Below are 5,693 nucleotides of genomic sequence, written 5' to 3' on the forward strand. Positions count from 1 at the left end.
GGCGTCCTCGGTCGCCGCCGCCATCTGCGACAGGGCGTCCCGGTTTGCGCGGCCCTTGTCCGTGCCGACGTCGAGGGTCTTGCCGTTGGCCTTCAGCGACTTGGTGACGTTGTCGATCGCCGCTTCGAACTTCGTCTCGGCGTCGAACGCGTTCCGGGACGTCTCCGACAGCGCCTGGATCGACTGGCGCAGCCCGTCCGCACTCATCTTCTGCGCGTTCAGCTTCTGCTGCACGGCCTGCGCCTGCGCGCCGAACAGGCCCATGCTGTCGGCGGCGAGCTGCTGCTCGAACTTGGCGTCAGCCAGAGCCTGCTTGTAGGCGTCCAGCCGCGAGGTGAACTCACGGGTGTCCCGGCCGCCCTTGCCGTAGGCGTCGCTCATCCGCTTCAGCGCGGCCTCGGCCAAGCTGGCGTTGCCGCCCTTGACGAGGTTGGCGAGCGCCTGGTCGATACCGTCCAGGTCCTCCTTGGCCACCTTCATGGAGTTGCTGTCCGCCATGCCCAGAGTGAAGATCCGGTTCATGACGTCGTTGAACGAGTCCATGCCGCCGCTGTGGCCAGCGACACGCTCGACAGCGGAGGCCAGGCCCTCCATGTCCTTGCCCATCACCCGCGCGGCCTCGCCCGTGACCCGCCCGGTGCGGCCCAGCGTGCCCAGCGACGTGGTCAGCTTGTCGACGTCCGGAGGCACCGACTTGCCCCGCTGCTGCAGCTCGGCGAGCGCGACCAGCAGCAGACCGATACCCGTGCCAGCCAGCGCCACCTTCGCGCTGCGGGACAGGGCGCCGATCGCCGCGCCGACCGCGCGCAGCCGCCCAGGCGTGCCCGCGGCCGCGTTCCCCATCGCGATGAGCTGCGTCATGAACGCAGCCACGGCCGTGCGCGCCGCGGCCAGACCGAACGCGGCCGCCTTAGTCACCTTCATCGCGAACGCCAGCTGCAGGAGGGCGGCGATGGTGCCAGGCGGGACCGCCGAGACGAGCTTGGCGAGGACGTTGATGACCTGCAGCATGCCCACGCCGACGTCGCTGCCCGCCCGCAGCACGTTCATCAGCGTGGTGCCAATGTTGCGCAGGACGCTGGAGACCAACGGCCCCTGGGCTCTGGCGTAGTCCATGAACTCTGCCAGGTTGCTGCCGACCTTGCCGTCGCTGGTGCGCAGCAGGTGCACCAATCCGTCGTTCAGGTTGCGCAACGTGCGCTGTGTGAACGTGGTGAACTTGTCGTTGAGGCGGTCGAAGCCAGGAGAGGCCATCGAGCCGCCGATGATCGTCAGGAAGCGGTCGGTCTCCGACGAGGCGGCACGGACTAGGCCGGACGTCTTCGGCAACAGGGCGTTGGCGATGCCGATGCTCTTGATGACTGGGGCCATCGTGTCGCCGGCCAGCTCGTCGGACCAGTCCGCGAACTCGTCCTTGAGCACGCTGAACGCGGCCGCCGCCTGACGTGTGGCGGGCGGCAGTTCGGCCACGGTCTTGGCGTAGGCAGCCTGCGCCTGCGCTGCTTCCGCCGAGGTGGCGCCACTCTTGGCGACCGCGTCCTGCCACTTCGTCTCCGCCTCAGCCGCGTCGCCCAGAGCAGAGATTTGCGGGACCAGGGCGGCACCCATCGCTGCGATCGCGACGGCGACCGTGCCCGCCCCGGCTGCGATCGGCGCCAGCGTTGCGGCGACCGGGATCGCGGCCGGAGCCAGCAGCAGCGCGGCGCCCGCCAGCTTCTCCAGCGCCTTCCCGCCGGCCTCGCTGTCCTGCTGCATCTGGGACAGGCGTCGGGACGTGTTACTGGTGAAGCGGCTCATTGCGACATTGCCGCGAGTGGTCGCATCGTCGATGCGCCGGTGAAGCCGCTGCGCGCGGTCCCCAATCCGGTCGAAGACGTGGCTCAACCGGTCCTGGCCGGTGAGGAGGAAGTTCATCGACGGCACGGCTCAACCACCTTCCGCCTGGAGGGCTGCCTGGTGCTGGTCGATCCAGGCGGTCAGGTTGTAGAAGTCGTCGATGGTCAGCTCGTCGACGGCTGCAGGGGGGATGTGGAGGACGTGGGCGAAGAGTCCGAGGTAGAGGCCTCGGGCTCGTTCGATGTCGGGCTCGGGCTCGTAGCCTCGCCCGGTGTCTCCTCCGGCAGCGGCTCGTCGGCCGCCGCTTTTGGGCTGGTGGCCCGGGCGTCGATCAGGGCGCGCGCGTGCTCAGGATCGGCGGCCACACTCGGCAGCCGCTCGAGGAGGATGCCGGCCACCGTCTCCGGGGTCAGCTCGCTGTCGTCCTGCGTGGTCGCGAACGCGTTGTCGACGTAGGCCTCGACTTCCCGCCGGTCCATGCGGGAGACCATCTCGTCCACGCCCGGGTCGAACTCCCCGAACCGCAGGCTGGGCTGGGAGCGCTTCTTGATGACCCAGACGATGCCGCGCATCGCGTCCAGGTCGTCGCTCTCCAACCCCTCCTTGATCTCCTGCCACTTCATGTCGACGGTGCGCTGCACGATCGCGGCCTCGGACACGCGCAGGCTGGACGCGTCGTACTGCTCGGGCTCGCCGCCCGCAGGGGTGTAGACAACGATCACGGGTGTTGCTCCTATTCGAGGTGCCGGCGCACGTCATCGACGACGCGGCCGACTTCACGGGTGATGCGGTCGTGGTGAGAGCGCACGGTCCGGTCCCACCACAGAGGCGTGGCGTTCTGCTGCGCCCACCGGCGCTTGTTGCCGAACACGGGGTGCCGGAGGCGGCCTTCGTTGAGCCGGTTCACGACGCCCATGGGGATGTCTGGCGGCAGGAGTCCCTTGTCGAGCCAGACGCGGGCGCCCGGATTGCCGGTGTTGCGGACCGAGATGCGGATGGCTGCGGCGATCGACCGGCGCAGGGGGCGCGTGGTCGGCGACCGCCCGCCACGCTTGCCGAACCCCCGGCCCTGCGAGCGGATGTCCAGGCGGCGGATGGCGTCCTGCAGGTCGTCGCGCAGGGGTTCCGCCGCCCGCCGGATGCGCCGGTGGAAGCTGGAGCGGATGTTCTCGTGACCGGCCCGGCGCAGCCGCGCCGACAACTCCAGCAGCTGGCCGGTACCGATCACGCGAATGTTCTGAACCACGCCGGGCTCACAGAGTCGCTTCGGTCGAGATGATCTCGATCTTCGGCTGGTTCGTGCCGTCGTACAGGCCGGTGAAGTTGAACGTCGGCTTGACGACGCCGAAGCCATCCACGGTGGGCGGGCCCTCGTCCAGGCGGACGGCCGGGAGCGTGACCCGGAACGTGTCGGCGTAGGTCGTCTCGATCAGGGCGCCGGTGAACTCCCACACCAGGGAGAACGCTGCGTCCGAGGTGTGGAGGTCGTCCAGGGTGGTGGCGGCGTAGTCCGTCTCCAGCGACCCGGTGATCTTCACCTGGTCGTTGGCGATCGGCTCCTTCTTCAGCGACGCCTGGTTCGCGTAGAACCGCTCCACATCCTGCGGCCGCTCCACCTTCACCGACACCTTGCGGATGCCGTCCAGCGCCGTCTCCGACCCGAACGCGCCCGTCTTCAGGGTCATCTGCCCGAAGTGGAACGGGGACGAGTTGCCATACGACGCGACCGCCAGGGGCTGCGCCTCGTCGCAGTCCTTGCCGTCGAACTCGAACGACCCGGTGAGCATGCCGCCGACCTCGCACGCGAACTCCGCCGAGGTGACCTTGCAGCCCACGAAAGACTTAGCCGTGACCGTGCCAGTCGTCAGCGGCACGCCCTTCTGGATCGTCAGGGACTTGCCCCGGGTGTCCGCCAGGAGGTGCGTCTGCATGTACGCCGTGGTGGTCGACTGCTTCACCGGCGTCACCGACGTGCCCATGAGCGCCTGGACCAGGGCGCCCATGCCCTTGTTGGCGACCTCGATGTCCAGGCTGCCCTCCACCTCGCGGCGGGTGAGCACGCGCCGCGACGACAGCGCCAGCAGACGGCCGGCCGCGATCCCCGCCGACTGCGCCGTGGTCTTCTTCAGCGCCAGCGATTCCTGCGTGAACTCGATGAACTTCGACGGCGCCACGTAGGTGCCGTAGGTCGTCTCGGCTGCGATGCCGAGCTGGGCACCGAGCCCGGATCCGATCGCCATGGATCAGCCCTCCTTCTGCGGCTTGACCGCGGTCTTCTTCGAGGCCTTCGCCCCGGGCTCTTCGACGGACTCCCAGTTCGCGGGCTGGCACACGTAGCCGTCGAACCTTTCGTCCGAGACTTCGACGACCTCGTCCGGGTGGACAGTCCGGCCGAGTTCGGGCACGGTCACCGGCTCCGGCCCCAGAAAGCGCACACGCGCCATCACTTGCTCCCTTGTGGTGGTGGATCAGATACGGGCCTGGCAGGTCACCGTGAACGCCAGCCCGGCGGTGCTGCCCTCGCTCTGGATCTGGGTGAGGTCGCCCGCGGTCAGGTGCGCCCACAGCACCGCCCCGCCCAGCGTGGGCGCGTCCGGCGCGTCGGTCGTGGCGCGCAGCGCCGTCTCGATCTCCCCGAGGATCGCGAACACTGCAGCCCGGCGGGCCTGCATGTCCTTGTCGCCGGTGCGGGCCTCGATGTACCCGGCGATCTGGAACGTCTCGTCGCGGGTCCTGGCGCCAGCGCCGTTGAACGTCTGGGCGAGAGACACCGCCGACTCGCCCCCAGGCTGCCAGCCCACGAAGAGCAGGCGCCGCGGGGTCAGGTTGACCGCTGGCGGCCCGTCGACGACCGTCACGTCCGCCAGGCCGGGTGCCGCCCGCAGCACCGCCAGCAGCCCGTCCACAGCGGCCGGGACACGAGAGGTCAGCATCAGGCCACCCCCGGCGGGACCTTGTACGGCTCCAGCAGCTGCAGGACCCTGTTCGGGATCGCGTAGCCCCAGCCGGGCACCGGCTCGGTCACGGAGAAGTCGTCGCCGCCGCCGATGCTGCCCAGCCCCCGGGATGCCCCGTACTGGGTACGCCACAGGTGCTGAAGCAGGATCCGCGCGGCCAGGTTGATGGTGGGCGGCACCTCGCCGCGGCCGGCCGTGTACGTGACCCGCCACAGCGTCCCCGTGAACGAGCCGCCCCGGTAGCGGACGATGCCCGTGGCGCCGTCCAGGACGAGCGCGTCCAGGTCGAGAGCGTCGCCCGCGTCCACGGCCGGGACGACCGACACCAGGGCGACGGCCGGAATGTGGGACAGGCACAGGGAGCTGCTGCGGCCCTCGATCGTCTCGGCGAACTCCCGGGTTTCCACCGGCCCGACGTGCCGTTCGATCGCTGCGGTCAGTGCCTCGATGTACACCTGCAGCTCGAGGTCGTCGGTGTCCGTGTCGTTGTCGAGCTGGGCTTTCGCCTCGGCGAGGGTGAGCAGCGCCATGGAAGCCTCCCGGGCTACTTCTCGACGGCCGACTTCGTCGTGGGCTTGCGGCGGCCGGTGGCCTTCTCCGGCTCGCCCGGGTTGGCGGTGTTCTCCTCGGGCGGCTGGCCGTCCTCGCCGTCGTCGCTGTCGTCGTGCGGCTCGGCCAGGCCTGCCGCGACCATCTGCTTGGCCTCGCCGTCGGGCAGGTCCACGCTCTGTCCGCGCTCGGGCCAGGGCTGGCCGTCGCGGGTGCCGGAGATCGTGACCTTCATGCGGACGCGCATCGCTGGTTCCTCTCTTGAAGCGGGGCGGGCGGCGGCGCAGGGTGTCTGCACGGCGCTCGACCCCAACATCCGGGCGGGTCTGATCCCGGACGCGGACGCCTACC

Annotated in this window: 7 protein-coding genes and 1 pseudogene; all 8 read right to left on the reverse strand. The window is 69.8% G+C overall.

All coding sequences use genetic code 11. The features are described from left to right. Positions 1-1,923, reverse strand: a pseudogene (locus ACWFR3_RS46485) (hypothetical protein); the annotation flags it as partial. Positions 1,924-2,000: 77 nt separating this feature from the next. Next, the gene (locus ACWFR3_RS46490) at positions 2,001-2,558 is read right to left on the reverse strand and encodes a hypothetical protein (RefSeq protein WP_375852327.1); all 558 of its coding nucleotides are present in this window, start codon (positions 2,556-2,558) and stop codon (positions 2,001-2,003) included. Positions 2,559-2,569: 11 nt separating this feature from the next. Next, positions 2,570-3,082 carry a hypothetical protein gene (locus ACWFR3_RS46495; RefSeq protein WP_375852328.1) on the reverse strand — a complete coding sequence of 171 codons (513 nt, stop codon included), beginning with the start codon at positions 3,080-3,082 and terminating at the stop codon, positions 2,570-2,572. Positions 3,083-3,089: 7 nt separating this feature from the next. Further along, positions 3,090-4,076 carry a phage tail tube protein gene (locus tag ACWFR3_RS46500; protein ID WP_375852329.1) on the reverse strand — a complete coding sequence of 329 codons (987 nt, stop codon included), beginning with the start codon at positions 4,074-4,076 and terminating at the stop codon, positions 3,090-3,092. A gap of 3 nt (positions 4,077-4,079) precedes the next feature. Next, on the reverse strand, positions 4,080-4,280 hold the full coding sequence (locus tag ACWFR3_RS46505; RefSeq protein ID WP_365438247.1) for a hypothetical protein: 201 nt from the start codon (positions 4,278-4,280) through the stop codon (positions 4,080-4,082). 24 nt (positions 4,281-4,304) lie between these two features. Beyond that, the gene (locus tag ACWFR3_RS46510) at positions 4,305-4,769 is read right to left on the reverse strand and encodes a hypothetical protein (protein ID WP_376041182.1); all 465 of its coding nucleotides are present in this window, start codon (positions 4,767-4,769) and stop codon (positions 4,305-4,307) included. After that, positions 4,769-5,323 (reverse strand): hypothetical protein, encoded by a 555-nt coding sequence (locus ACWFR3_RS46515; protein ID WP_375852331.1) that lies wholly within the window; start codon positions 5,321-5,323, stop codon positions 4,769-4,771. Before ACWFR3_RS46515 ends, ACWFR3_RS46510 begins: the two co-directional genes overlap by 1 nt. A 14-nt stretch (positions 5,324-5,337) precedes the next feature. After that, the gene (locus ACWFR3_RS46520) at positions 5,338-5,589 is read right to left on the reverse strand and encodes a hypothetical protein (RefSeq protein WP_376126001.1); all 252 of its coding nucleotides are present in this window, start codon (positions 5,587-5,589) and stop codon (positions 5,338-5,340) included. Positions 5,590-5,693 lie beyond the last annotated feature (104 nt).

This window comes from Streptomyces sp. NPDC055189 (genome assembly GCF_053606765.1).